Origin of the sequence: Vogesella sp. AC12, from assembly GCF_024437575.1 — a bacterium.
GTDB classification, from domain to species: domain Bacteria; phylum Pseudomonadota; class Gammaproteobacteria; order Burkholderiales; family Chromobacteriaceae; genus Vogesella; species Vogesella indigofera.
Genome location: NZ_JANFNU010000002.1, coordinates 269,080 through 294,286 on the forward strand (window position 1 = coordinate 269,080; position 25,207 = coordinate 294,286).

Here is a 25,207-nt window from a genome sequence, read left to right on the forward strand (position 1 = left end):
AGGTGCCGCTGCTCAATGGCGAAGCTTGTAGCCGCTGGCGATCAGCCGCATCACCCACAGCGACAGCGCGACGAAACAGCCGCCGACTACCGCCAGCGACAGCCACGGCGAGACGTCGGCCTGGCCGAAGAAACCGTAGCGGAAGCCGTCGATCATGTAGAACACCGGGTTGAGGTGGGAGACGCTGCGCCATAGCGGCGGCAGGCTGTTGATAGAGTAGAACACGCCGGACAAGAACGTCAGCGGCATGATCAGGAAGTTCTGGAACGCGGCCAGCTGGTCGAACTTGTCGGCCCAGATGCCGGCCATGATGCCCAGCGCGCCGAGTACGCCGCAGCCGAGCACGGCAAAGGCCAGCAGCCACAGCGGCTGTGCCGGCAGGCTGAGGCCGAACCAGGCGGTGACCAGCAGCACGCCGCAGCCGACCACCAGCCCGCGCACGATGGACGCCAGCAGGTAGGCGCCGAAGAACGCCGGCGCGCTGATCGGCGGCAGCAGCAAGAACACGATGTTGCCGGTGATCTTGGACTGGATCAGGCTGGACGAGCTGTTGGCGAACGCATTCTGCGCCATCGACATCATCGCCAGGCCAGGGATCAGGAACGCGGTGTAGCTGACGCCGGGATAGGCCTCGACGTGCTGCGACAGCACGTGCGAGAAGATCATCTGGTACAGCAGCGCGGTCAGCACCGGCGCCATCACCGTCTGGAAGCCGACCTTCCAGAAGCGCAGGATTTCCTTCTTGAACAGGGTCAGAAAGCCATACATCAGAGTTGTCCCCCGTGCATCAGCTTGACGAAGACCTGCTCCAGATCGGTTTCGTGCACCGACAGTTCGCGTACTTCCACTGCGGCCAACCTCAGTTCGCTCAATACCTGCTCCAGTTTGGCAATGTCCGGCAGCGCCAGGATGTGGCGGCCGTCCTGCTGGCGTAGGCTCAGCGGCTGCAGGCTGGCCGGCAACGGCCCCGACAGCTGCAGCGACACTTCGCGCGCCGCGCTGCGCGACAGCAGGGTGTCCTTGTTTTCCAGCGCGATCAGCCGGCCTTTTTTCATCATCGCGATGCGGCTGCACAGCGCTTCGGCTTCTTCCAGATAGTGGGTGGTCAGCACGATGGTGTGGCCGGCGGCGTTGAGTTCCTTCACGAACGCCCACAGGCTCTGGCGCAGTTCGACGTCGACGCCGGCGGTTGGTTCATCCAGCACGATCACCGGCGGGCGGTGCACCAGCGCCTGCGCCACCATCACCCGCCGTTTCATGCCGCCGGACAGCGCGCGCATGTTGACGTTGGCCTTGTCGGTCAGCCCCAGCTTGTGCAGCAGTTCGTCGATCCAGGCATCGTTGTGGCGGATGCCGAAATAGCCGGACTGGAAGGTCAGCGTCTCGCGCACGGTGAAGAAGGGATCGAACACCAGTTCCTGCGGCACCACGCCCAGTTTCATGCGTGCGTCACGCGCCTGCGCCACTGTGTCGTGGCCCATGATGCGGATCTGGCCGCTGTCGGCGCGCGACAGGCCGGCCATGGCGGAAATCAGCGTGGTCTTGCCGGCGCCGTTGGGGCCGAGCAGGGCGAAGAACTCGCCGTGTTCTACAGTGAAGCTGATGTGATCCAGTGCCTGCAGCGACGCGAAGCGTTTGCTGACAGCATCGATGCTGATGGCGTGAGTCATGACAGAAGGGCGGAAGGCGTAAAGACGCGGAGTATAACGCTATTCAGCAGCGCATGGCAGGGGTTGCAGCCAGCAGCGCTCCTTGAAAATGCCTTCAAAATAAGGGCTTAACAGCGCGGATAGATTATTGTGAATGGTGCGGTCGTCCTGTGCCAGCAACCAGCTGTGGATCAGGCCGCCGTACAGGCTGTGCAGGCCGATGGCGGCCAGCTTGGGATCGACATCGGCACGCAGCAATTGCTGCTCCTGCGCACAGTGCAGCACCTGCTGCAGCTTGGCCTGTTTTTCCTGGGTCCAGCTGATCTGCTCCAACAGCAACGGCGCCATTTCGCCGACCTGCTCGCAGCCGAGATGGTGGATGCCGCAGATGCGACGGATACGCGGATTGTCGTGCAGCAGGGCGAACATGGAATGACCGTGCAGCCACAGCCGCGTCGCCGGGTTGATGCTGCTGTCGAGCAGGCGCGCGTCGAGGATTTCCAGCTCCGGAATGATGCGGTCGCACAGCGCGTTGAACAGGTCGAGCTTGTTGGAAAAGTGCCAGTAGATCGCGCCGCGGGTCAGCCCGGCGGCGGCGGCGATGTCGGCAAGCGAGGTCGCGGCGACACCTTTTTCCCAGAATACCTGTTCGGCGGTATCCAGCAGTAGGTGACGGGTTTGCTCGGCTTCTTCTCTAGTCTTGCGTGCCATGTTCTCGAAAGGGTTATTCAACGCGGCGTAAGGATAGCGTTAAAGCCACCGCTGCGCTGGTTGATTTGTTTACATACATACACGAATGTATGTATTATGGCGCAAATTTGTCGCATTGTCTGTACCGGAATTCAGAAACGCGTCCTGGCAAGCGGCTGTCCAGCACGATTGCATGCTATATAGCCGGTTGGCATTTTTTGATCGGCACGCAGCGCGCAGACAGCTGTTGCCAATGTACGACGCACACATCAAGGAGATCTCTGGTGAGTTCTTTCAATAATCATAAATGGACGCTGGCGCTGTTGCCGCTGGCAGTGATGTTGACCGCTTGCGGGCAGCAGGGCGAGCAGGCTGCCGGTCACGGGGCGATGCCGCCGATGCCGGTCAGCGTGGTGAAGATGGCCGCCGCCGATGTGCCGGTGGTCACCGAGTACGTCGGCCAGGCCGTCGGTTCGCGCGAGGTGGAGGTGCGCGCCCGCGTCTCCGGCATCCTGCAGAAGCGTGCCTACACCGAGGGTGCCAGCGTGCGCGCCGGCGACGTGCTGTTCCAGCTTGACGCCGCACCATACCAGGCGGCACTGGAGCAGGCGGAGGCGACGCTGAAGCTGGAAGAGGCCAAGCTGATCCGTGCGCAGCAAGACCACGACCGCGTGCTGCCGCTGTTCAAGGAAAATGCCGTCAGCCAGAAGGACCGCGATGACGCGGTGGCCGCGCTGGCCAGCGCCAAGGCCTCGGTCGCCGCCGCCCGCGCCGCGATGAAGTCGGCGCAGATCAACCTCGGCTACACCCGCGTTACCGCGCCGATCTCCGGCGTGACCAGTGCCGAGGCGCGTTCCGAGGGCAGCCTGGTGCAGCCGGGCGATGCCGGCCTGCTGACCAAGATCTCGCAGCTGGACCCGATCTACGTCAAGTTCTCGCTGTCCGACAACGACGTGCTGAAGAACCAGCAACTGGCGGCCAGCGGCAAGCTGCGCCAGCCGGAAGGCGGCCGCTACATCGTGTCGCTGAAACTGCCGGACGGCAGTACTTACGGTCGTGAAGGCCGCATCAACTTTGCCGACCGCGTCATCGACCCGACCACCGGCACCTCGGCGGCGCGCGCCAGCTTCGTCAATCCGGAAGGCACCGTGCGTGCCGGCCAGTTCGTGCGTGTCGAGCTGAAGGGCGCGGTGCGCCTCAATGCGCTGGTGGTGCCGCAGAAGGCGGTGCTGACCTCGCAGCAGGGCAAGATGGTATGGGTGGTCGGCAAGGACAACACCGTCGAGGCTCGTCCGCTGCAGATCAGCGACAGCGCCAATAACGGCTTCATCGTCGAGAGCGGGCTGAAAGCCGGCGACCTGGTGATTACCGACAACCTGATCAAGCTGCGCCCGGGTGCCAAGGTGGTGCCGCAGGCGGCTGCGGCCAACGTTGCCGCCCCGGCAGCGGCCCAAGGCTAAGGCGAGGAATAACACATGTTTTCATCTTTCTTCATCCGCCGGCCGATCTTTGCCAGCGTGCTGTCGATCGTGATCGTGCTGGCCGGTTTCTTCGGCATGCGCGCGCTGCCGATCGAACAGTACCCGCAGATCGTGCCGCCGTCGGTGGCGGTGACCACCGCCTATCCCGGCGCCTCCGCCGAGGTGATCGCCGATACCGTGGCCTCGCCGCTGGAACAGGCGATCAACGGCGTCGACGACATGCTGTACATGCAGTCCAGCAGTGCCAGTAACGGCCGGCTGACCATCAACGTCACCTTCAAGATCGGCACCAATCCGGACCAGGCGTCGATCAACGTCAACAACCGCGTGCAGTCGGTGCTGTCGTCGCTGCCGGAAGAGGTGCGCCGCCAGAGCGTCAACGTGCGCAAGCAGGCCGCCACCTTCCTGCAGGTGATCTCGCTGTACTCGCCGGACAAGCGCTACGACACGTTGTTCATGAGCAACTACGCGCTGCTCAACGTGGTTGACGAGATCAAGCGCATCCCCGGCGTCGGCCAGGTCACCAACTTCGCCGGCAAGGACTACGCGATGCGGGTGTGGCTGCGGCCGGACCGTCTGGCGCAGCTGAAGCTGACGCCCAGCGACGTCGCCACCGCCATCCGTGAGCAGAACGCGCAGTTCGCCGCCGGCAAGATCAGCGCCGAACCGAACGCCGGCAAGCCGGACTTCACCTACACCATCACCACCAAGGGCCGTCTGACCGAGGCCAGCGAGTTCGAGAACATCATCGTGCGCGCGGCTGCCGATGGCGCCAAGGTACGGCTGAAGGACGTGGCACGGGTGGAGCTGGGCGCGCTGGGCTATGACTTCTACGGCAAGCACAACGGCCGTCCTAGCATCCCGATCGGTATCAACCTGGCGCCGGGCGCCAACCAGCTGGACACCGCCAAGGCGGTACAGGCGAAGATGGACGAGCTGGCGGCGAAATTCCCGGCCGGACTGTCCTATTCCATTCCGTACGACACCACCCGCTTCGTCGAGGTGTCGATCCAGGAAGTGATCACCACGCTGATGGAAGCGATGGTGCTGGTGTTCGCCGTGGTGTACCTGTTCCTGCAGAACTGGCGCGCGACGCTGATTCCGGGGCTGGCGGTGCCGGTGTCCATCGTCGGTACCTTTGCCGGCATGTACATGTTCGGCTACTCCATCAACACCCTGACGCTGTTCGGCATGGTGCTGGCGATCGGTATCGTGGTCGACGACGCCATCGTGGTGCTGGAGAACGTCGAACGCATCATGATGAAAGAGGGCAAGCCGCCGCGCGAAGCCACCATCCAGGCGATGAAGGAAGTCAGCGGCCCGGTGGTCGCCATCGTGCTGGTGTTGTGCTCGGTGTTCATCCCGGTGGCGTTCATGGGCGGTATTGCCGGCCAGATGTACAAGCAGTTCGCCATCACCATCGCGATGTCGGTGACCATCTCCGGCATCGTGGCGCTGACGCTGACCCCTGCCTTGTGCGCGGCGATGCTGAAGTCCGAGCATCAGCACAGCAACGCCTTCTTCGACGGCTTCAACCGCCTGTTTGACCGCATCACCCAGCGCTACAGCAGCGGCGTGGCCTTCCTGATCAAGCGTTCCGTGCTGGCACTGGTGCTGTTCGGGCTGCTGATCGGCGCCTCGGCATGGCTGTTCAAGCTGATTCCGTCGTCGCTGGCGCCGGAAGAAGACCAGGGCTACGTGATCTCCGCCACCATCCTGCCCGACGGCGCGGCGATCAACCGCACCGTGGACGCGATGGACAAGCTGGACGTGGAAATCGCCAAGAACCCGGCGGTGAAGGATGTGATGAGCTTTGCCGGCTTCGACATCCTGTCCGGCTCCAACCGCACCAACACCGGTGTCACCTTCATCACCCTGAAGCCGTGGGACGAGCGCAAGGCGCCGGGCATGTCGGCGCAGGCGGTGGTCGGTGACGTGTTCATGAAAGGGGCGGGCATCAAGGAAGGGCTGGTCCTGGCCTTCAACCCGCCACCGATCTCCGGCATGTCCTCCACCGGCGGCTTCGAGGCCTACGTGCAGAACCGTGCCGGTGCCTCGGCGGCCGAGCTGGCGGCCCAGGCGCAGGCGCTGATGATGGCGGCGGCGAAACGGCCGGAACTGGCCGGCGTGCAGAGCACCTTCTCCGCCAACGTGCCACAGGTCAACGTGCAGCTGGACCGTGAAAAGGCCAAGGCGCTGGGCGTGCCGATCGACGACGTGTTCGACACCATGCAGAGCACCTTCGGCGCGCTGTACGTCAACGACTTCAACAAGTTCGGCCGCATCTTCACCGTGCAGCTGCAGTCGGAGGCCGAGTTCCGCAAGAGCGTCGACAACCTGCGTACCGTGTTCGTGCGGGCGCAGAACGGGCAGATGATTCCGCTGTCCAGCCTGGTGACGGTGGAGCAGGCCACCGGTCCGGAAATCGTCGAGCGCTACAACGCCTTCCCGTCGGCCAAACTGGTCGGCGGCCCGGCACCGGGCTACAGCTCGGGCGAAGCGCTGGCGGTGATGGAACAGCTGGCGAAGGAAACGCTGCCGGACGGCTACACCCTGGCGTGGACCGGCTCCGCGTTCCAGGAGCAGTCCACCGGCGGTGCCTCGTCGACGGTATTCGTGATCGCGCTGGTGATGGTGTTCCTGATCCTGGCGGCACAGTACGAGCGCTGGACGCTGCCGATCGCGGTGCTGACCGCGGTGCCGTTCGCGGTATTCGGCGCGCTGGTGGCCAACTGGCTGCGCGGGCTGGAGAACGACATCTACTTCCAGGTGGCGCTGGTGACGCTGATCGGCCTCGCGGCGAAGAACGCGATCCTGATCGTCGAGTTCGCGGTGCTGAAGATGGAAGAAGGGCGTTCGCTGACCGAGGCGGCGGTGGAGGCGGCCAAGCTGCGTTTCCGCCCGATCGTGATGACCTCGCTGGCCTTCATCCTCGGTTGCGTGCCGCTGGCGATTTCCAGTGGCGCCGGCTCTGCCAGCCGTCACTCGATCGGTACCGGTGTGATCGGGGGCATGTTGGCCGCAACCTTCATCGCGGCGCTGTTCATCCCCCTGTTTTTCAAACTGATTATGCAGTGGAGCCAGCGCAAGCCGGCACCACAAGGAGAACAGCATGATGCTTAAGCAAGCGCTGTTGCCAATCCTGGTCGCCGCCGCGCTGTCGGCGTGCGCGGTCGGCCCCGACTACCAGCGTCCGCAGCTGGAAATGCCGCAGGCGGCGGCCAACGTGGCGCCGGTCGCCAGCGACTGGTGGCGCAGTTTCGAGGATCCGGTGCTGGACGCGATGATAGACGAGTCGCTGCGCTACAACCGTGATCTGGTGCAGGCCGCGGCGCGGGTGGAAGAAGCCGCCGCCGCCGCCGGTGTGGCGCGAGCCGGGCTGCTGCCGCAGGTCAGCGCCAGCGCCGGCAGCGGCCGCAGCCAGACCTCGAGCTACAGCAGTGGTGGCGGGGCGCTGCTCGACAGCCGCCAGGCCGGGCTGACCGCCAGCTGGGAGCTGGACCTGTGGGGCAAGCTGCGCCGCGAACGCGAAGCGGCGCTGGCCGACGTCAGCGCCAGCGAGCGCTCGCTGGCCGCGTTGCGACTGTCGCTGGGCAGCCAGGTGGCCAAGAGCTACTTCCAGCTCGCCAGCTACGACGCCCAGCTCGCCAGTGCCCGCGCCACGCTGCAAAGCCGCGAGCAATCGCTGCAGCTGCGCCAGAAACGCTTCAACGGCGGCATGACCTCCGAGCTGGAGCTGCGCCAGGCCGAGGCCGAGGCCGCCAGCGCGCGCGCCACCGTGCCGCAGCTGGCACAGGCGGTGACGCAGACCGAACACGCGCTGGCGGTGCTGCTGGGCCGTTCGCCGCGTGACATTGCGGCCAACCTTGGCCGCGGCAAGGCCTTGTCGGCGCTGGCCGAGCCGGAGCAGATCCCGTCCGGCCTGCCGTCTGACCTGCTGCTGCGCCGTGCCGACGTGGCGGCGGCGGAAGCCAGCCTGATCGCGGCCAACGCCCGCATCGGCGTCGCCCGCGCCGCCTACTTCCCGAGCATCAGCCTGTCGGCCGGCATCGGCAGCGCCAGCACCGCGCTGACCGACCTGTTCAGCGGCCCGGCACAGACCTGGAACTTCGCGGCCAACCTGACCGCGCCGATCTTCAACGCCGGCCGCATCGCCGCCGGTGTCGATGCCGCCAACGCGCGCCAGAAACAGGCGCTGGCGGTGTACGAGAAGACGGTGCAGCAGGCGTTTGCCGACACCCTGGACGCGATGTCGGCGGTCAGCACCACGCGCGCCACCGAACAGGCGCAGCTGCAGCAGCTGGCCTCGCTGCGCGAGGCGCTGCGCCTCGCGCGACTGCGCTACGACAACGGCTACTCCAGCTATCTGGACGTGCTGGATGCCGAGCGCGGCGTGTTCCAGGTGGAGCAGGCGCTGTCCAGTGCCCGCCTGGCGCGGCTGTCGGCGGTGGTGTCGCTGTACGCGGCACTGGGTGGCGGCTGGCAGGCCGGCTGAGCCCGCAACGCACGATGCAAAAAGCCCGGATCGGTCGATCCGGGCTTTTTTGTTGCCTCAGGCCGCGGCGGAGCGGGCGAGCCGCGCCGCCGCAGTGGGTGGCCGGTTTACCACTTGTAGTTGACGGTGGCGCTGACGTTGCGGCGTTCGCCGTAGTAGCAGGCATAGGTGCTGTAGCACGAGGCGACGTAGGTCTTGTCGGCCAGGTTGTTGGCGGTCAGCTGCATGGTGGCGCCCTTGAGCGCGCTGTTGGCGCGGCCCAGATCGTAGCGTACGGACAGGTCGAACAGCGTCACCTCCGGCACCTTGGCGCTGTTGGCAGAATCGGCCCACAGCCACGAGGTATAGCGGGTGCCGCCACCCAGCGTCAGGCCGTTGTCCAGCGCGTAATCCAGCCACAGCGAGGCCTTGTGCGCGGGCGCCAGATACGGCGTCTTGCCGGCGTTGCTGCCTTCCTTCACCTCCATGTCGGTGTAGGTGTAGCCGGCCAGCAGCGACAGCCTGGAGGTCAGGCGGGTATTGGCCTCCAGCTCGATGCCGCGCGAGCGCACCACGCCGATCGGGTCGTACTTGAAGGTGCTGTTGTTGTACTGCGCGACGTTCTTCTGTTCCAGGTCATACACCGCCGCCGACAGCAGGGTGTTGCCGCCCGCCGGCTGGTAGCGAATGCCGACCTCGGTCTGCTTGCTCTCCAGCGGTTTTAGCACCTTGCCGCTGCTGTCGGTGGCGTAGGCCATGCTCGGGTCGAAGCCCTCGCTGTAGCTGGCGTACGGCGCCAGGCCGTTGTCGGCCAGGTACACCGCGCCCAGGCGCCGGGTCAGCTTGCTGCCGGACCAGCTGCTGCTGTTGCCGGTCTGCGGGTTGGTGTCGGACACGTCGGCCTGATCGTGGCGCAGGCCGGCGGTCAGCCGCCAGTTGCCCAGTGCCAGCTGGTCCTGCAGGTACAACCCGAGCTGTTCGCGCTGGCGGTTGAAGTAGGTCGGGACCACGGTGCTGCTGCTGTTGTCGTACACCGGGTTGACGGTGTCGAGGGTAGTGGCCAGGTACTGGTAGGAGTTGTAGCCCTTGTTTTCGTTGCGCTGGTATTCCACGCCGGCCAGCAGGGTGTGCTGCAGGGCGCCGGTGGCAAAGCTGCCCTGCACACTGTTGTCCAGGATGTGGGCGGTGGAGCGTTCTTCCGCCCGCGCATAGGAGCGCAGCAGCGCGTCGGCGTTGTCCGCTACCCAGCCGTACTGCGAGTACTGCGACAGGTCGGTCTTGCTGATCTGGTAGCGGTATTTCTGCTGGAACGACCAGCCGTTGCCGAAGTCGTGTGCCAGCTGGTAGCCGTAGAACTGCTGTTCGCGGCTCATGCCGTCGGTCGGCGAGCTGTCGTTGAAGTCGGTGCCGATGGTCTTGCCGTTGTGTGGTACCACGGTGCCGGCGTAGGGCAGCGCGCCGTGCCAGCCGGTATCCGGATCTTTCTGCAGATAGGCCTGCAGCAGCAGCGAGGTGCGGTCGCCGATTTTCCAGTTCAGCGACGGAGCCAGCAGGTAGCGCTCGGTGCTGGCGCCGTTTTGCTGCTGCTCGGCTGCGGCGGCCTTGGCCAGCAGCCGGTAGGACAGGTCGTCACGGCCATCCATCGGGCCGCTGAAGTCCAGCGCTGCCGCGCGCTGCTCGCGGTTGCCGGCGCTCAGCGAAATCTCGTGGTAAGGCGTGTCCAGCGGCCGCTTGCTGCTGATCGCCACCAGGCCGCCGGGCGAGGCCTGGCCGTAGGTGACCGAGGCCGGGCCGCGGATGATGTCCAGCCGCTCCACCGCGTACGGGTCGATCTGCAGCGTGTTGTAGCCGTCCGGGTCGCCGAACAGGCGCAGGCCGTCGAGGAATTCGTTGGCGGTGGGGTGGTCGCTGAAGCCGCGCAGCACGATGTAGTCGTAGCGGGTGGTGGCGCCGACGGCGCCGGTGAACACGCCCGGCGTGTAGCGCAGCGCCTCGCTGACGGTGCGCGGCTTCTGGGTGTCGATCTGCTGCTTGGTCACCACCGACACCGCCTGCGGGATTTCCTTGATGGCGGTATCGGTCTTGGTGGCGCCAAGACTGGACTTGACGCGGTAGCCGACGGTCGGCGCCTGGGCGTCGCCGCCTTGCTCCGCGCTGACGACGACAGTATCGAGCCGCGCCTCCGCAGTGCTGTCGGCGGCGTAGGCCTGGTTGACGGCCAGCGCCAGGGTGGCGATGCGCAGGGCGCTGCTCAGTGGCTGCCGGGTGCGGCTGGGGTGATGGCCTGGGCGGGGTGTGTTCTGCATGCCTGAATAATCCATGTGTGGGATCGCGGGATCCGGTGGGGGAGCGCGCCGGTGTGCTGGTCGGCGCGGACGCTGCGCTGTATGCCGGCTGTTTGCAGCGGCCAACAACAGTACAATAATCATATTGATAATTATTATCATTGGCAATATGATGCGAGGCATGCCAAACAGGAGTACGCAGTGATGGAACGCCGCTACCGTATTGCCGCCCGTGCCGTGGCCGGCCGCGCAACCGCAACCAGCGCCTGTATGCAGTCAGGCTGCGCCCGTGCGCGGCCTGATGCATGACTGGCTTGTGTCAGCGTGGCGCCGCAGCCGAGGGCGCCTGACGCAAGCATGGCCCACCCCCCTGTCGTGATGACAGGCCATGCGAGACTTGAACATGTCCATCAAGCAAATCGTGAGCAAAGACAGCACCAGGCTGTCGCGAGCGGAGGTGCCGGGTACGCGGCACCTTTTCAACCAGCACAATGTCGCCGCCTTCCGCAGCGGCATCGAGCAGAGCCTGCAGCTGCTGAGCCACAGGTTGGCCGCAGTGGCGCAGCCGTTCAGCGGCGTGCTGCCGCAGGAGCTGGCGCCGGCGTTCAGCGGCATCGATCTGGATAGCGCGGCCGGCGACACCGACGCCGTGCTGGCCGAACTGGCCGCGCTGTACCTGGACGATGCCGTCTACTTCCACCATCCGCGCTACGTGGCGCACCTCAATTGCCCGGTGGTGATCCCGGCCATCATGGCCGAGCTGATCCTGTCGTCGGTGAACTCGTCGCTGGATACCTGGGACCAGAGCGCCGGCGGCACCCTGATCGAGCAGAAGCTGATCGACTGGACGCTGGGCCGCATCGGCCTGGGGCCGGACGCCGACGGCGTGTTCACCAGCGGCGGCACGCAGTCCAACCTGATGGCGCTGCTGCTGGCGCGCGACAGCCACTATGCGCGCCAGGGCCATGACGTGAAGCGCCACGGCCTGCCGGCGGATGCCCACCGCCTGCGCATCCTGTGCTCGTCGGCCAGCCATTTCAGCGTGCAGAAATCCGCCGCGCTGCTGGGGCTGGGCTACGATGCGGTGATCAGCGTGCCGTGCGATGCGCACTACCGCATGGACAGTGCCGCGCTGGCCGCTGAAATCGCCCGTTGCCAGCGCGACGGCCTGCTGCCGGTTGCCGTGGTCGCCACCGCCGGTACCACCGATTTCGGCAGCATCGATCCGCTCACCGCCATCGCCGCACAGTGTCGCCAGCACGGTATCTGGCTGCATGTCGACGCCGCCTACGGTGGCGCGCTGTTGCTGTCGCCGACGCGTCGCCACTGGCTGGCCGGCATCGAGCTGGCCGATTCGGTCACCGTCGACTACCACAAGTCCTTCTTCCAGCCGGTGAGCTGCAGCGCCTTCTTCGCCCGCGATCGCCGCCACTTCGCCCACGTCACCTGCCACGCCGACTACCTCAATCCGCTGAGCGCGACGCAGGAAGGCACGCCCAATCTGGTCAACAAGAGCCTGCAGACCACGCGCCGTTTCGACGCGCTGAAGCTGTGGCTGAGCTTGCGCAGCATGGGCGCGCAGCAGATCGGCGCCATGTTCGACCGTGTCATCGAGCTGACCGCGCAGGCCTACGCCACGCTGCGTGACGACACCGCGCTGCAGTTTGCCGCCGCGCCGCAGCTGTCCACGCTGGTACTGCGTTTCGTGCCACGACAGGCGGTGGCGGACGAGGTGATCGATGCGGCCAACGTGTACATCCGCAAGGCCATTTTCCGTTCCGGCGAGGCGGTGATTGCCGGCACCCGCGTGGCCGGCCGCCAGTACCTGAAACTGACGCTGCTGAACCCGGACACCACGCTGGCGGACCTGAGTGCCGTTGCCGGCCTGATCCGCCGTCACGGCGAACACTATCTGGCCAGCGTGGCGCAGCCGTGCGCGCTGTCGGCCTGAGGAGTACACCATGCACAGCAAGATTCATGATTTCGTCGCCATCGGCATCGGCCCGTTCAACCTCGGGCTGGCGTGCCTCACCGAGCCGCTGCCCGATCTGGACGGCGTGTTCCTGGACAAGGCCGAGGGCTTCAACTGGCACCCAGGCATGATGCTGGACAGCGCCACGCTGCAGACGCCGTTCCTGGCCGACCTGGTCACGCTGGCCGACCCCACCAGCCGCTTCAGCTTCCTCAACTACCTGAAAACCACCGGCCGCATCTACGGCTTCTACATCAAGGAAGATTTTTTCATGATGCGGCAGGAGTACAACCAGTACTGCCAGTGGGTGACGGCACAGCTGGCCAGCCTGCGCTGGCAGCGCTACGTGGAGCGGGTGGAGTACGTCGCCGGCGTGTACAGCGTGCACGCGGTACACACGCCTAGCGGCCAGCGCGAGGTCTATCGCGGCCGCCATCTGGTGCTGGGCACCGGCACCGTGCCCTACCTGCCGGCGTGCTGCCACGAGGTGGCCGACCGCGTCGGCCATGCGTCCAGCTATCTGGCGGACAAGGCCGAGCTGCAGCGGCAGCCGAGCATCACCGTGGTCGGCAGCGGCCAGAGCGCGGCCGAGATCTACTACGACCTGCTGCAGGACATCGACCGTTTCGGCTACCGCCTGAACTGGCTGACGCGTTCGCCGCGCTTCTTCCCGCTGGAGTACAGCAAGCTCACGCTGGAGATGACTTCGCCGGAGTACATCGACTACTTCCACCACCTGCCGATGGTCAGACGCGACGAGCTGATGCAGCAGCAGAAGGGCCTGTACAAGGGCATCAACCGCACGCTGATCAACGATATCTACGATGCGCTGTACAACAAGCGCCTGCAGGGCGAGGTCGACACCTTGCTGCTGACCAATACCGCGCTCACCGCGTGCCGCTACGACGAGGCCGCCGGCGAGTACCGGCTGTCGCTGCACCAGACCGAGCAGGACGCGCATTTCGAGCTGGGCAGCGGCGCGCTGGTGCTGGCCACCGGCTACCACTACCGCGAGCCGGCCTTCCTGCAGCCGATCGCCGGTCGCATCAGGCGCGACGTGCGCGGCCGTTTCGACGTTGGCCGCAACTACAGCATCGACCACGCTGGCAGCGAGATCTTCGTGCAGAACGCCGAGCTGCATACCCACGGCCTGGTCACGCCGGACCTGGGCATGGCGTGCTACCGCAACTCGTGGCTGATCCGCGCCATGACCGGGGTGGCGCACTACCCGGTGGAGCGCCAGATCGCCTTCCAGCAGTTTGCGGTGCCGGAAGCGCTGTCGCGAGCCACGGAGCGACTGAGCGCATGAGGCAGAAACCCTTGCTGATGGGCCTCACCGCGCTGGCGGTGGTCAGCGACGCCATGCTGCTGCCGTTCTACCCGCAGTTCTTCGCCGAGCGTTTCGGCGTGAACGACCCGCAGCACGTCGGCGCCTACCTGGCGGCGATGTGCCTGACGGTGATGTTCGCGCTGCCGCTGTGGGCGCGGCTGGTGCGGCACATGCCGCTGCTGCAGCTGCTGGTGTTTACCCAGCTGGCCGCCGGGCTGCTGTGCCTGTACTGCTACTGGACCACCTCGCTGGCCGGCTTCTGGCTGCTGTCGCTGGCCATGATCGCGTTCAAGGGCAGCTACCTGCTGGTCTACCCCTACCTGATCGGGCTGTCGGAGGAGGGCGAGCACGCCGCCACCGTCGGGCTGCTGTCGGTGATCGTGCACTTCGGTGGCATTGCCGGCGCGCTGCTCGGTGGACTGCTGTTGCAGGGCGCGGACGGTGGGCAGGTGTTCCTGCTGATGGCGGCGGGCGACGCGCTGCAGATCGCCATCTGCCTGTACCTGCTGTGGCGGCAGCCGCTGGCGGCGCTGACGCCGGCGGCGAAGCCGGCGGTGGCGACGGCGGTGGCGACGGGCGGGGACGATGGCGGGCGCCTGCGTCGCGTCTACCGGCTGGCGGGGTTGATGCTGCTGTTCTACTTCAGTGCCTACCTGGTGCGCGCGTTCTTTGCGCTGCACTGGCAGGCGGTGAGCGGCATCGGCGACAGCCGACTGGCCGCGGCGGTGTTCGCGCTGCCGGCACTGCTGGCACTGGCCGGGCTGTGGCACAACCGGCAGCGTGCGCACCGCGGTCTTGAGCCGCTGGGCAGCCTGCCGGTCATGCTGCTCATCGGCACCGCCGGCCTGCTGCTGCAAGCGCTGCCGGATGCCGCGCTGTTGCTGCTGGGACGCTGCCTGTTCGGCTGGGCCATGTTCCAGCTCACCGTGCAACTGGATGTGCAGCTGTTCCGCCTCGGCACGGCGCAGAGCTACGCCGCCGACTACAGCAAGATCAATTTCTGCCAGAACCTGGGCGTGCTGGCCGCCTCCTACGCCGCCGGAGCACTGGTGGCGGGGCAAGGGCTGGCGATGCCTTTTCTGGTGGCGGCCGCCGGCTTCGTGCTGACCGCGCTGCTTTATCCCTTGCTGGCGGTGACCCCGCGCAAGCTGGTCACCGCCTGAGGAGTCTCTGATGACCGTACTGAATACCGAACGCCACGCCGCACCTGCGGCCAACGTGTTCCAGTCCCGGGTACCCGGCGTGGGCGACTTCAGCCTGCGCCCGCTGCAGGTGCCCGCCGACATGCCGCTGCTGCACCGCTGGGTGACGCAGGACTACGCCCGCTATTGGGGCATGCAGCAGGCCACGCTGGCCGAGGTGAGCGATGCCTACCACGCGCTGCAGCAGGGCGCGCACACTGCCTGCTACCTGGGGCTGTACCACGGCCAGCCGGCCTTCCTGCTGGAGTGCTACCACCCGGCGCACGACGTGCTGGGCGCGCACTACCCGGTGCAGGCGGGCGACTGCGGCATGCACTTCCTGGTGGCGCCGCCCGAGCGGCGCATTCCCGGCTTCACCCGTGCAGTGATGCGCGTGATCCTGGACTTCCTGTTTTGTGATCCGGCCACCCGCCGCGTGGTGGTGGAGCCGGACGTGCGCAACGACAAGATCCACGCCATCAACCGCCACGCCGGCTTCGTCTACCAGCAGGAAATCGAACTGCCGCACAAGCGTGCCCACCTGGCTTTCTGCACCCGCGAACACTACGCCGCCGCTCTTGGGCTGGCGCAATAACACAGGAACACACACATGAACACCACCGTATTCGACAAGCCGCAACAGGCGGCCGCCCATCTGGAGCCGGTCATCTGGCGCAAGGTCAACCGTCTGCTGGTGCGCAAGGCACTGGCCGAGTTTGCCCACGAACGGCTGTTGCGGCCAACCTTGCTGTCCACGGACGGCGCATGGGGTCACTACTGCTGGGAGGTGCCGGAGCAGGGCGCCAGCTACCGTTTCCGCGCCCGCCTGCTGGCGCTGGATCACTGGGACATCGACGCGGACAGCATCGTGCGCCAGCTGGACGGCGCCGAGGCCGAGCCGGACGCGCTGGCCTTCATCATCGAGCACAAGCAGGTGCTGGGCATCGGCGACGACATGATGCCGGTGTACCTGGACGAGATCAGCAGCACCCTGTACGGCAGCGCCTACAAGCACACCGTGCCGTCGCTGAGCGCCGCCGAGCTGACCCGCGCCGATTTCCAGTCGGTGGAAACCTCGATGATGGAAGGCCATCCGTGCTTCGTCGCCAACAACGGCCGCATCGGGTTTGATACTGCCGACTACCGCAGCTATGCACCGGAAGCGGCCTCGCCGGTGCGCCTGATCTGGCTGGCGGTGCACAAGGATAAAGCCACCTTCAGCAGCACCAGCGACCTGTCCTACCAGCGCTTGCTGGACGAGGAGCTGGGCGCCGCGCAGCTGGCCGACTTTGCCCGCCAGCTGGCGGCGCGCGGCCTCAACGGGGACGACTACCTGCTGATGCCGGCCCACCCGTGGCAATGGTTCAACAAGCTGGCACTGGCGTTTGCCGCCGATGTCGCCCGCCAGAACATCGTGTGCCTGGGCTATGGCCAGGACGCCTACCTGGCGCAGCAGTCCATCCGCACCTTCTACAACGTCAGCCAGCCGGGCAAGCGTTACGTGAAGACCGCGCTGTCCATTCTCAACATGGGCTTCATGCGCGGGCTGTCGCCGTACTACATGCTGGCCACCCCGGCGATCAACGAGTGGATCAAGCGCCACATCGAGGCCGATCCTTATCTGGCGGCCAACGGTTTCACCATCCTGCGCGAAGAGGCGGCCATCGGCTTCCGTAACCACTATTACGAGCAGGGCATCACCAAGGATACGCCGTACAAGAAGATGTTCTCGGCGCTGTGGCGCGAAAACCCGCTGCCGCTGCTGGCACCCGGCCAGCGGCTGATGACCATGGCCTCGCTGCTGCACATCGACGCCCACGGCCGTGCCTTGTTGCCCGAGCTGATCCGCAGCTCGGGGCTGGATGCGCAGCACTGGGTGCAGCGTTATCTCGCCGCCTATCTCACGCCGTTGCTGCATTGCTTCTATGCGCATGACCTGGTGTTCATGCCGCATGGCGAGAACCTGATCCTGCAGCTGGAAAACAACGTGCCGCTGCGTGCCATCATGAAGGACATCGCCGAGGAGTGCGCCATCCTCAATCCGGATGCGGTCCTGCCCGAAGGCGTGCAGCGGCTGGCGGTGTCGGTGCCGGAAGAGCTGAAGATCCTGTCGTTGTTTACCGACGTGTTCGATTGCTTCTTCCGCTTTGTCGGCGCGGTCCTGGACCAGAGCGGCACGCTGCCGCAGCAAGCCTTCTGGCGCGAGGTGGCGCAGTGCGTGCTGGACTACCAGGCCAGCCAGCCGCAGCTGGCCGGCAAGTTTGCCCGCTATGACCTGTTTGCCCCCGAGTTCACGCTGTCGTGCCTGAACCGGCTGCAGCTGGGCAACAACCAGCAGATGATCGACCTGGCCGATCCGGCGAAGAACCTGAAGTTTGCCGGCACGCTGCGTAACCCGATTGCGGACTACGCGCCGCGCTAACCGTTGGCGCCGCCGCCTGCGGGTGGCGGTGCCAGGAAGGCAGACATGAGCTTTCTGATCACCCCGGACCACGGCCACGCCTTGCTGGCGGGCATCGGGCAGCTGTTGCCGGGCATGGACGGCGAAGTGGGGCCGCCCGGCCCCGACGACATCACCGCCGATGCGGCCAACCCGGCGCCGGTCGCCGCGCTGTTGGCCAGCCTGCAGGCCGCCCACCCCGAAGCCGGGGCGCACTACTGGGGTAGCCGCGGCTGGACGCTGCTGTTGTGGCAGCCGGTCTATCTGGCGGTACTGGCGGTGCAGCTGGCCGGTTGCCTGCCGGCGCTGGGCGGCATCAGCCAGCGCCGGCAGCCGTGCATGGTGCTCGGCTACCGCCTGCCGGATACCGGGCTGCAGCACGGCAGCGAGGCGGCGCTGATCGCCAGCGCCGGCGCCCAGCTGCAGGCGCTGAGCCAGCCGCTGCTCGAGCTGGTGAACCAGCACGTCAAGCTGCATCCGAAAATGGCCGGCCGGCTGCTGGCCGACTGCCTGCTGGCGGCGCTGCTGCACGCGCAGCGCTGCGATGCACAGCTGGGCAACCCGCGGCTGTTGGCGCTGGCACCGCAATGGTTGGCCGCACTGGCGCAGCCCGATGCCAGCGCGCTGATGACGGTGGCGCTGGACGACGGCCGTCAGCGTCTGGCGCTGGAACGCAAGGTGTGCTGCCAGCACTTCCGCCGCTGCGACGGTGAGCTGTGCAGCACCTGCCCGAAACTGAAACCCGCGGCGCGACTGGCGCTGCTGAAACAGGAGTTGTCCCACGATGCTGTCACTGCGTGACATCCGCGTCTGTCGCGATGGCCGGAACATACTGGCGCTGCCGGCGCTGGATCTGGACCCGCGCCAGTTCACCGTGATCCTCGGCCATAACGGCTCGGGAAAATCCACGCTGCTGAACCTGCTGGCGCGGCAGCTGCCGCCGGATCACGGCCACATCAGTCTCGACGGCCAAACGTTGGCCGCGTACTCCAGCCGCGACTTCGCCCGCCGCGTCGCCTTCCTGCCGCAACGGCTGCCGGAGGTGGCCGGCCTGACCGTGGCTGAGCTGGTGCGGCTCGGCCGCTATCCGTGGCGCGGCCTGTTGGGGCGCTGGCAGGCGGAGGACGCCGCCCTCATCGCGCAGGCGATGCGCGACACCGACATCGCCCACCACGCTGGCCACCTGGCCGACCTGCTGTCCGGCGGCGAGCGCCAGCGTGCGTGGATCGCGATGCTGCTGGCGCAGCAGTCGCCGCTGATCCTGCTGGACGAGCCGACTTCGGCGCTGGATCTCGCGCACCAGTACGAGCTGATGGCGCTACTGCGCACGCTGAACCGCGAGCAGGGGCGCGGCATCGTCGCCATCCTGCACGACGTCAACCTGGCGGCGCGCTACGCCGACCGCATCGTGGCGCTGAAGCGCGGCGAGCTGTTCTTCGACGGCACGCCCGAGCAGCTGCTGGATTCGCCTAGGCTGTCGGCCTTGTACGACATCGACATCCGCCTGCTGCCGCATGCCGGCGGCCGTCCGGTCGCGGTGGTGGCCTGAGATGCTGGCGACGCTGACTCTGCCCGCACGGCCACAAGCCTGGCCGCGGCGCTATCCACTGACCGTGTTCGCTATCGTGCTGCTGGCGCTGCTGCAGCTGCAGATCGGCAACCCGCTGCCCGCTGCCACGCAATGGGCGCTGCTGAGCCGTGCGCCGGTCGATTTCACCGAATTGCAGTTTGTGTTTGCCGCCTTGCCACGGCTGACGATGGCGCTGCTGGTCGGCGCCGCGCTGGGCTTTTCCGGCAGCCTGCTGCAGCAGCTGACGCAGAACCGGCTGGTGTCGCCGATGACGCTGGGCGCCAGCGCCGGCGCCTGGCTGGGGCTGGTGTGCGCCACCCTCTGGCTGCCGGAGCTTGCGGCCAACCATGGCGAGTGGCCGGCGCTGGCCGGCGCCATGTTGGCGCTGCTGCTGGTGCTGCTGATTGCCGGCCCGCACGGCATCGGCGGCCTGCCGCTGGTGCTGGGCGGCATGGCGCTCAACCTGCTGCTGGGCGCGCTGGCGTCCGCGATCGTGATGCTGCACGACCAGTACAGCCGCAACCTGTTCATCTGGGGCGCGGGCGACCTGACGCAGCACGACTGGCAGTGGGTGCAGTGGCTGTGGCCGCGGCTGGCGCCGATGCTGTTGCTGCTGTGGCTGGCGCCGCGCCCGCTGACCCTGCTGCGGCTGGGTGCCAGCGGTGCACAGGGCCGGGGGCTGAGCCTGTGGCCGGCGCTGCTGCTGATGCTGCTGGCCGCACTGTGGCTGAGCTCGGTGGCGATCACCGCGGTGGGGCTGATCGGCTTCATCGGTCTGTTGACGCCCAACTTCGCCCGCCTGCTGGGCGCGCGCGGCGCACGCGACGAGCTGGCCTACAGTGCGCTGCTGGGCGCGCTGCTGCTGCTGGCGACCGACGCGGTGGCGCTGCTGGCCAGCGGCTGGTCGGCCGATCTGGTGCCCAGCGGTGCGGCGGCGGCACTGATTGGCGCGCCGGCGCTGCTGTGGTTTACCCGCCGCCAGTTGCCGGGCGGCAGCCAGCAGAGTCTGGCGCTGACACCGGCGGCGCGCCCGTTGCGTCCGTGGGGCTGGGCGCTGCTGCTGAGCGGCCTGCTGGCGCTGGCCGTGCTGAGCCTGACGCTGGCGCCGGGCGCGCACGGCTGGCAGCTGGCGTGGCCGGACGCGCTGATCTGGTCGTTCCGCTGGCCGCGCACGCTCACCGCGGTGGCCGCCGGTGCCGGGCTGGCCGTCGCCGGCGTGGTGTTGCAGCGGCTGCTGCGCAACCCGCTGGCCAGCCCGGACATCCTGGGGCTGTCGGCCGGCGCCACGCTGGCATTGCTGGCGGCCAGCCTGTGGCTGGGGCGGCCGCTGCAGCAGGGCGGGCCGCTGATGGCCTTTGGCGGCAGCCTGGCGGTGCTGGGCCTGCTGCTGTGGCTGGGGCGGCGTCAGCAGTACGCGCCGGGGATGATGGCGCTGGTCGGCATCTCGCTGGCGGCCTTGCTGGAGGCGGTGCTGCAGTTCGCGCTGGCGCGCGGCACGGCGGATAGCTTCGCCATCCTCGGCTGGCTGGCCGGCTCCACCTATCGCGTATCGGGAGAGCAGGCGCTGCTGCTCAGCGGCGGCGTGCTGCTGCTGGGCGCGCTGGCGCTGTGCGGCCAACGTGCGCTGACGCTATTGAGCATTGGCGACGGTGTGGCGCAAGGGCGCGGCCTGCACTTGGCACGCAGCCGGCTGACGTGGCTGACACTGGTGGCGCTGCTGACCGCGCTGGTCACCAGCGTGCTGGGGCCGGTTGGCTTTCTCGGCCTGCTGGCACCGCATATCGCCGCCATGCTCGGCGCGCGCCGCGTGCTGCAGCAGCTGCTGCTGGCGGCGCTGCTGGGCAGCGTGCTGCTGCTGGTGGCGGACTGGCTGGGGCGGGTGCTGATCTTCCCGCTGCAGGTGCCGGTCGGCATCCTGGCCTCGGTGCTGTGCGGGGCGTATTTCATCTTGTTGTTGCTGGCGCAGCGTTTGCGCCGGGGGAGGGCGTAATGGCGCGGGCAGTCTGGACAACGTTGGCCGCAGCGTTGCTGCTGTGGTCTGGACTGGCGGCGGCGCTGACCGTGCGCGACAGCGACGGCGTGCATCATTTTGCACGCTCGCCGCAGCGGGTGGTGGCGCTGAGCTGGGAGGCCGCCGAACAGTTGCTGGAGTTGGGCATTACGCCGTTGGCGGTAGCCGATGCCGACGACTATCGCAAGTGGGTGGTGCGGCCAACCTTGCCATCTACCACGCTGCCGGCCGGCGGTCGGCTGGAGCCCAACCTGGAGCTGCTGGCCAGCCTGAAGCCGGACCTGATCATCATCAGCCCCAGCCTACTGGACATGCGGCCGCAACTGGCGCGCATCGCCCCGGTGCTGTACTTCGACGCCTACCGTCACGATCACGACAACGCGCAGGTGGCGCGTGACATCTACCTGCAGCTGGCCGGGCTGTTCGGGCGCACGGCGCTGGCCGAGCGGCGGCTGACCGGCATGGAGCAGGGCTTTGCCCGCCTGCGCGGCCGGCTGCAGCAGCGCTTCGGCACGCAGCTGCCGCGGGTGGACGTGATCCGTTTTGCCAGCCCGGCGGTGGTGTACGTGTACGGCAGCAACTCGATGCCGCTGCACGCGCTGCAGCGGCTGGGCATCGCCGGCACGCCGCAGCCGGCGGCGTCGATCTGGGGGGTGACGCAGCAGCAGGTGGTGCAGCTGGGGCAGCTGCGCGACAGCGTGGTGCTGTACCAGCAGCCGTTCGAGCAGGCCGGCAAGCTGTTCGGCACCCCGTTGTGGCGGGCGATGCCTTTCGTGCAGCGCGGCCGCTTCGGCGCGGTGCGCGCCACCTGGAGCTACGGCGGCATCTTCTCGCTGTACTACCTGGCCGAGGCGATGAGCGACGCGCTGCTGCGGCTGCCGCATGGTGCGCGCTAGCCGGCGGTGACAAGCAAAAAGCCCGGAGCAAGTCCGGGCTTTTTTATTGGGTCACGCGGCGGGCTTAGCCGGCGCTGTTGGCCTGCGAGCAGCCGGCCACCAGGGCCTTCAGCTCTTCCGGGCGGACCAGCTGGATGTGCTTGTGATCGACCAGGATCCAGCCCTGCTGCTGGAATTTCGACAGCGTGCGGCTGACGGTTTCCAGTTTCAGGCCGAGGAAGCTGCCGATTTCCTCGCGGCTCATGCGCAGGATGAAATCGTTGGCGGCAAAGCCGCGGCTGGCCAGGCGCTGCGACAGGTTGAGCAGGAAGGCGGCGAGGCGTTCTTCCGCCTTCATATTGCCCAGCAGCAGCATCACCGACTGGTCGCGCACGATTTCGCGGCTCATCAGGCGGAAGAAGTGGTGTTGCAGGCTGGGGATGTCGCGTCCCAGGCTTTCCATGCGGCTGAACGGCAGCTCGCACACCTCGCTGTCCTCCAGCGCGATGGCGTCGCAACCGTGGGTGTTGGAGGAAATGCCGTCCAGCCCCATCAGCTCGCCGGACATGTGGAAACCGGTAACCTGTTCGCGGCCGTCCTGGCTGGAAACGCAGGTCTTGAAATAGCCGGTGCGCACCGCGTATAAAGAACGGAAACCTTCTCCGCTGCGGAACAGGTATTCACCGCGCTTGAAACGGCGGCTCTGACGGATAACGGCATCCAGCTGGGCCATCTCGTCACGGTTTAGCCCCACCGGCAGGCACAATTCACGCAGGCTGCAGTTGGAACAAGTGACTTTCAGCGAATGCAGGGGGGAGGACAGATCGTTCATACCGAGAGTCGATTTCCAGGGACAGATGAGCTTGCTTGATGAGCGTCAATGCAGATCAAGGCGTAATTGCGCAAATTTACCAGTCCCCCACCAGATTTCCAATCAAAATATATGATGGCTGCTCATTCTGCATTTATCCCGACCCAATGTGTTTTCGACCGGACCCTGATCGAAACACTGGAAGGGTCCGGTCCGCGTTACACCTCCTATCCGACTGCCGACCGTTTTCACGCCGGTTTCGGGGTGAATGATTATGAACATTGCCTGGCGCAGCGCGCCATTGGGGCAAACCATCGCGGCATTTCGCTGTACGTGCACATCCCGTTCTGCAACACCATCTGCTACTACTGCGGCTGCAACAAGATCATCACCAAGGACAAGAGCCGTGCCGACGCCTACCTCGACTACCTGGAAAAGGAAATCGCGCTGGTGGCGGAAAAACTCGGCTGTCGCGAGAAGGTGATCCAGCTGCATTTCGGCGGCGGCACACCGACCTTCCTGTCCGATGCGCAGCTGGACCGGGTGATGGGCGTCATCAACCGCTACTTCGAGCTGCTGCCGGAAGGCGAGTTCTCGATCGAGATCGACCCGCGCAAGGTTGGCCGCGACACCGTGCTGCACCTGGGCCGTCTCGGTTTCAACCGCATGAGCGTCGGCATCCAGGATTTCGATCCGGCGGTGCAGCAGGCGGTGAACCGCATCCAGAGCGAGGCGGAAACCCGGCTGGTGATCGACGCCGCGCGCGAGGCCGGCTTCAAGTCGGTGAGCGTGGACCTGATCTACGGCCTGCCGCTGCAGAGCGCGCACTCGCTGGAAAGCACCGTCAACAAGGTGATCGCGATGTCGCCGGACCGTATCGCGCTGTACAACTACGCGCACCTGCCGACCGTGTTCAAGCCGCAGCGCCGCATCAACGAGGCCGATCTGCCGTCCAGCGCCACCAAGCTCGACATCCTGCAGAACTCGGTACAGCAGCTGAGCGACGCCGGTTACGTGTTCATCGGCATGGACCACTTCGCCAAGCCCGGTGACGAGCTGACGCGCGCGCTGGAGCAGGGCCGCCTGCAGCGCAACTTCCAGGGCTACTCCACCCACGCCGATTGCGACATGATCGGCTTCGGCGTGTCGTCGATCGGCAAGGTCGGCCCCTGTTACTCGCAGAATGAAAAAGACATCGACGCCTACTACGCTGCGCTGGACGCCGGCCACCTGCCGGTGATGCGCGGCATGACGCTGACTCAGGACGACATCCTGCGCCGCAGCGTGATCCAGGCGCTAATGTGCCGCTTCTCGCTGTCGGTGGAGGCGATCGAGCAGACCTTCGCCATCAATTTTGCCGACTACTTCGCCGACGAACTGCCGAAGATCCGCGAGTTCCAGCAGATGGGGCTGCTGCACTTCGACGGCGACTTCCTGATGGTGGAGCCGAAGGGCCGCTTCCTGATCCGCAATATCGCGATGGCGTTCGACCGCCACCTGCGCGAGCGCGAAACCGGCGCGCGCTATTCGAAAACCATCTGACGCGCGCCGCACGGGCGGCGGGACGACAGGCACACAAGGTTGGCCGCAGCGATGCGGCCAACCTTTTTTTATGCCGGCGGCGGCGCGGGCGCTAGAGCCTGTCATCCATTTGAGCCGGATGGGGGCAGGGAAGTGCGCCTGGCTTGTTTTTCAAGACTTGGCGGCGTGTTGATCATGCTCTGGGTTGGCTTGTTGTGCCTGGTTGCCGGTTCCGAACGTCAGCGTTCCGATGCCCGAGGCTGAGAACGAGAGTAGCGCCTTGCTGCCAAGGGGAATCTGCCAGGCATTGGGTGGCGTGGGCGTCACCGGACTACCTATCGGCATTGCCATATCCAGGCGAAACACCTGATAGGCGCTGGCTTCCAGCAACACGCTGCTATTGGGGGCCACCGTTACACTACAGCCCCAGTCTATTTCTTCCAACCCCATCCCCAAGCCAATACAGACGCGATATTCTTTATTGTCATAGGGCGGTATTCGCCAGCCACTCTCGTCGTGTGTCAGGGTAATTTCATTATTAAACCGCATCGAGAATTGATCTGCATTGGCGCTGAATGGATAAGCAAGCTGATTCGGGCTGATTTCTCCCGCGGCCAGCACCGAGGCAACCCAGGATAGTGGCAATTGATTGCTAAAATCGATAATTACCTTGGTATGTACAGACTGAATTCCAGCGAGAATATAATCGGCCGTCGGAGAGCTGGTGGCATAAAAAGTCAAACCAAGTTTTATATTAAGGTCACTAACGGAAGTAATCGTGATGGCTGTATCTGGCGTAGACGTCAGTAATGCCCCCGCACTTTTTATGGGAGGAAAGAGAATTGTATTGTCAGCGGATTCCATGCGGGATATTGCTTTCAATAACAGGACACAAACGTTTAACCGGTAAACGCTTG

Annotated in this window: 19 protein-coding genes; 13 read left to right on the top strand and 6 right to left on the bottom strand. The window is 66.1% G+C overall.

Features of this window, described 5'->3' with window-relative positions:
• Positions 1–12 precede the first annotated feature (12 nt).
• From NOM55_RS05130 to NOM55_RS05140, 3 genes are read right to left on the bottom strand one after another with little or no spacing between them, the layout of a single operon-like run.
• Positions 13–768, bottom strand: a complete 756-nt coding sequence (locus NOM55_RS05130; RefSeq protein WP_120810500.1) for an ABC transporter permease — start codon at positions 766–768, stop codon at positions 13–15.
• Positions 768–1,670 (bottom strand): ABC transporter ATP-binding protein, encoded by a 903-nt coding sequence (locus NOM55_RS05135; RefSeq protein WP_047967775.1) that lies wholly within the window; start codon positions 1,668–1,670, stop codon positions 768–770. Before NOM55_RS05135 ends, NOM55_RS05130 begins: the two co-directional genes overlap by 1 nt.
• Before the next feature lie 39 nt (positions 1,671–1,709).
• Positions 1,710–2,360 (bottom strand): TetR family transcriptional regulator, encoded by a 651-nt coding sequence (locus NOM55_RS05140; protein ID WP_047967774.1) that lies wholly within the window; start codon positions 2,358–2,360, stop codon positions 1,710–1,712.
• A gap of 263 nt (positions 2,361–2,623) precedes the next feature.
• Here NOM55_RS05140 and NOM55_RS05145 point away from each other — a divergent pair, with 263 nt between their 5' ends.
• From NOM55_RS05145 to NOM55_RS05155, 3 genes are read left to right on the top strand one after another with little or no spacing between them, the layout of a single operon-like run.
• Positions 2,624–3,799: an efflux RND transporter periplasmic adaptor subunit gene (locus NOM55_RS05145; protein WP_245961110.1), complete on the top strand. Its 1,176-nt coding sequence runs from the start codon at positions 2,624–2,626 to the stop codon at positions 3,797–3,799.
• A gap of 15 nt (positions 3,800–3,814) precedes the next feature.
• Positions 3,815–6,943 carry an efflux RND transporter permease subunit gene (locus tag NOM55_RS05150; protein WP_047967773.1) on the top strand — a complete coding sequence of 1,043 codons (3,129 nt, stop codon included), beginning with the start codon at positions 3,815–3,817 and terminating at the stop codon, positions 6,941–6,943.
• Positions 6,933–8,315 (top strand): efflux transporter outer membrane subunit, encoded by a 1,383-nt coding sequence (locus NOM55_RS05155; RefSeq protein WP_255907764.1) that lies wholly within the window; start codon positions 6,933–6,935, stop codon positions 8,313–8,315. The genes NOM55_RS05150 and NOM55_RS05155 overlap by 11 nt, the downstream gene beginning before the upstream one ends.
• Before the next feature lie 107 nt (positions 8,316–8,422).
• Here NOM55_RS05155 and NOM55_RS05160 read toward each other — a convergent pair whose 3' ends face one another.
• Positions 8,423–10,600: a TonB-dependent siderophore receptor gene (locus tag NOM55_RS05160; RefSeq protein ID WP_255907765.1), complete on the bottom strand. Its 2,178-nt coding sequence runs from the start codon at positions 10,598–10,600 to the stop codon at positions 8,423–8,425.
• 382 nt (positions 10,601–10,982) lie between these two features.
• On the opposite strand from NOM55_RS05160, the gene NOM55_RS05165 reads away from it, so the two are divergent.
• The 9 genes from NOM55_RS05165 to NOM55_RS05205 are packed head-to-tail and all read left to right on the top strand — an operon-like array spanning position 10,983 to position 21,979.
• Entirely contained in the window at positions 10,983–12,530 is a 1,548-nt protein-coding gene (locus tag NOM55_RS05165; RefSeq protein ID WP_305118849.1) for an aspartate aminotransferase family protein, read from the top strand.
• Positions 12,531–12,540: 10 nt separating this feature from the next.
• The gene (locus NOM55_RS05170) at positions 12,541–13,860 is read left to right on the top strand and encodes a lysine N(6)-hydroxylase/L-ornithine N(5)-oxygenase family protein (protein WP_255907766.1); all 1,320 of its coding nucleotides are present in this window, start codon (positions 12,541–12,543) and stop codon (positions 13,858–13,860) included.
• Positions 13,857–15,044 carry an MFS transporter gene (locus NOM55_RS05175; RefSeq protein ID WP_255907767.1) on the top strand — a complete coding sequence of 396 codons (1,188 nt, stop codon included), beginning with the start codon at positions 13,857–13,859 and terminating at the stop codon, positions 15,042–15,044. Before NOM55_RS05170 ends, NOM55_RS05175 begins: the two co-directional genes overlap by 4 nt.
• Positions 15,045–15,054: 10 nt before the next feature.
• Positions 15,055–15,657 (top strand): GNAT family N-acetyltransferase, encoded by a 603-nt coding sequence (locus NOM55_RS05180; RefSeq protein WP_255907768.1) that lies wholly within the window; start codon positions 15,055–15,057, stop codon positions 15,655–15,657.
• Positions 15,658–15,672: 15 nt separating this feature from the next.
• Positions 15,673–17,484 carry an IucA/IucC family siderophore biosynthesis protein gene (locus tag NOM55_RS05185; RefSeq protein WP_255907769.1) on the top strand — a complete coding sequence of 604 codons (1,812 nt, stop codon included), beginning with the start codon at positions 15,673–15,675 and terminating at the stop codon, positions 17,482–17,484.
• Positions 17,485–17,529: 45 nt separating this feature from the next.
• Positions 17,530–18,303 carry a siderophore ferric iron reductase gene (locus NOM55_RS05190; RefSeq protein WP_255907770.1) on the top strand — a complete coding sequence of 258 codons (774 nt, stop codon included), beginning with the start codon at positions 17,530–17,532 and terminating at the stop codon, positions 18,301–18,303.
• Positions 18,287–19,051, top strand: a complete 765-nt coding sequence (locus NOM55_RS05195; protein WP_255907771.1) for an ABC transporter ATP-binding protein — start codon at positions 18,287–18,289, stop codon at positions 19,049–19,051. Before NOM55_RS05190 ends, NOM55_RS05195 begins: the two co-directional genes overlap by 17 nt.
• Before the next feature lies 1 nt (position 19,052).
• Positions 19,053–21,062 (top strand): Fe(3+)-hydroxamate ABC transporter permease FhuB, encoded by a 2,010-nt coding sequence (gene fhuB / locus NOM55_RS05200; RefSeq protein WP_255907772.1) that lies wholly within the window; start codon positions 19,053–19,055, stop codon positions 21,060–21,062.
• A complete protein-coding gene (locus NOM55_RS05205; RefSeq protein ID WP_255907773.1) occupies positions 21,062–21,979 on the top strand; it encodes an iron-siderophore ABC transporter substrate-binding protein in 918 nt (305 codons plus the stop codon). Before fhuB ends, NOM55_RS05205 begins: the two co-directional genes overlap by 1 nt.
• A 64-nt stretch (positions 21,980–22,043) precedes the next feature.
• On the opposite strand, the gene fnr is transcribed toward NOM55_RS05205, so the two are convergent.
• Complete coding sequence (fnr, locus tag NOM55_RS05210) at positions 22,044–22,790, bottom strand: fumarate/nitrate reduction transcriptional regulator Fnr (RefSeq protein WP_047967772.1); 747 nt, start codon at positions 22,788–22,790, stop codon at positions 22,044–22,046.
• Between the two features lie 111 nt (positions 22,791–22,901).
• Here fnr and hemN point away from each other — a divergent pair, with 111 nt between their 5' ends.
• Complete coding sequence (gene hemN / locus NOM55_RS05215) at positions 22,902–24,311, top strand: oxygen-independent coproporphyrinogen III oxidase (RefSeq protein WP_047967771.1); 1,410 nt, start codon at positions 22,902–22,904, stop codon at positions 24,309–24,311.
• Positions 24,312–24,461: 150 nt separating this feature from the next.
• Here the strand turns inward: hemN and NOM55_RS05220 are convergent, their stop codons facing one another.
• Positions 24,462–25,154 carry a hypothetical protein gene (locus NOM55_RS05220; RefSeq protein WP_255907774.1) on the bottom strand — a complete coding sequence of 231 codons (693 nt, stop codon included), beginning with the start codon at positions 25,152–25,154 and terminating at the stop codon, positions 24,462–24,464.
• Between the last annotated feature and the right edge of the window lie 53 nt (positions 25,155–25,207).

Coding starts and splice junctions, on each gene's coding strand:
- NOM55_RS05130 (WP_120810500.1), bottom strand. CDS start 768: ATGTATGGCTTTCTGACCCTGTTCAAGAAGGAAATCCTGCGCTTCTGG.
- NOM55_RS05135 (WP_047967775.1), bottom strand. CDS start 1,670: ATGACTCACGCCATCAGCATCGATGCTGTCAGCAAACGCTTCGCGTCG.
- NOM55_RS05140 (WP_047967774.1), bottom strand. CDS start 2,360: ATGGCACGCAAGACTAGAGAAGAAGCCGAGCAAACCCGTCACCTACTG.
- NOM55_RS05150 (WP_047967773.1), top strand. CDS start 3,815: ATGTTTTCATCTTTCTTCATCCGCCGGCCGATCTTTGCCAGCGTGCTG.
- NOM55_RS05155 (WP_255907764.1), top strand. CDS start 6,933: ATGATGCTTAAGCAAGCGCTGTTGCCAATCCTGGTCGCCGCCGCGCTG.
- NOM55_RS05160 (WP_255907765.1), bottom strand. CDS start 10,600: ATGCAGAACACACCCCGCCCAGGCCATCACCCCAGCCGCACCCGGCAG.
- NOM55_RS05165 (WP_305118849.1), top strand. CDS start 10,983: ATGTCCATCAAGCAAATCGTGAGCAAAGACAGCACCAGGCTGTCGCGA.
- NOM55_RS05170 (WP_255907766.1), top strand. CDS start 12,541: ATGCACAGCAAGATTCATGATTTCGTCGCCATCGGCATCGGCCCGTTC.
- NOM55_RS05175 (WP_255907767.1), top strand. CDS start 13,857: ATGAGGCAGAAACCCTTGCTGATGGGCCTCACCGCGCTGGCGGTGGTC.
- NOM55_RS05180 (WP_255907768.1), top strand. CDS start 15,055: ATGACCGTACTGAATACCGAACGCCACGCCGCACCTGCGGCCAACGTG.
- NOM55_RS05185 (WP_255907769.1), top strand. CDS start 15,673: ATGAACACCACCGTATTCGACAAGCCGCAACAGGCGGCCGCCCATCTG.
- NOM55_RS05190 (WP_255907770.1), top strand. CDS start 17,530: ATGAGCTTTCTGATCACCCCGGACCACGGCCACGCCTTGCTGGCGGGC.
- NOM55_RS05195 (WP_255907771.1), top strand. CDS start 18,287: ATGCTGTCACTGCGTGACATCCGCGTCTGTCGCGATGGCCGGAACATA.
- fhuB (WP_255907772.1), top strand. CDS start 19,053: ATGCTGGCGACGCTGACTCTGCCCGCACGGCCACAAGCCTGGCCGCGG.
- NOM55_RS05205 (WP_255907773.1), top strand. CDS start 21,062: ATGGCGCGGGCAGTCTGGACAACGTTGGCCGCAGCGTTGCTGCTGTGG.
- fnr (WP_047967772.1), bottom strand. CDS start 22,790: ATGAACGATCTGTCCTCCCCCCTGCATTCGCTGAAAGTCACTTGTTCC.
- hemN (WP_047967771.1), top strand. CDS start 22,902: ATGATGGCTGCTCATTCTGCATTTATCCCGACCCAATGTGTTTTCGAC.
- NOM55_RS05220 (WP_255907774.1), bottom strand. CDS start 25,154: ATGGAATCCGCTGACAATACAATTCTCTTTCCTCCCATAAAAAGTGCG.